Source organism: Dorea sp. 210702-DFI.3.125, from assembly GCF_020560945.1.
Lineage (GTDB): Bacteria > Bacillota > Clostridia > Lachnospirales > Lachnospiraceae > Dorea > Dorea formicigenerans.
In genome coordinates this window covers 1-285 of record NZ_JAJCNF010000114.1, presented here as the reverse complement: position 1 = coordinate 285, position 285 = coordinate 1, and the positions used below count along the sequence as shown (strand labels likewise).

General features: G+C 40.7%; 1 pseudogene. It reads right to left on the bottom strand.

The annotated features are described in order from the left end of the window. Nucleotides 1–151: 151 nt before the first annotated feature. Nucleotides 152–285: pseudogene (locus LI164_RS16450) on the bottom strand (methionine--tRNA ligase subunit beta); the annotation flags it as partial.

Sequence of the window (285 nt, the reverse complement as noted above, 5' to 3'; positions counted from 1 at the left end):
CACTCATTGCACTAATTATGCGATTTTTTCTTGCTTGCACCGATTTCTGCATCAATTGATGTAAGTTTGATGTAAATCGCTGTTTTTTTAGTTTTTTATCAAATGAAGTACGTCCCGTCTATTCGGTAAAACGGTACATCTTTACATCATCTTAATAGAGCTTTGCACCTGCTGGAATGTGGTCATCAACCATCAGAAGATGGAGCTTTTCTTCGCCTTCTTCTTCGTGGATAGCACTGAGGAGCATACCGCAAGAGTCAATGCCCATCATAGCTCTCGGTGGAA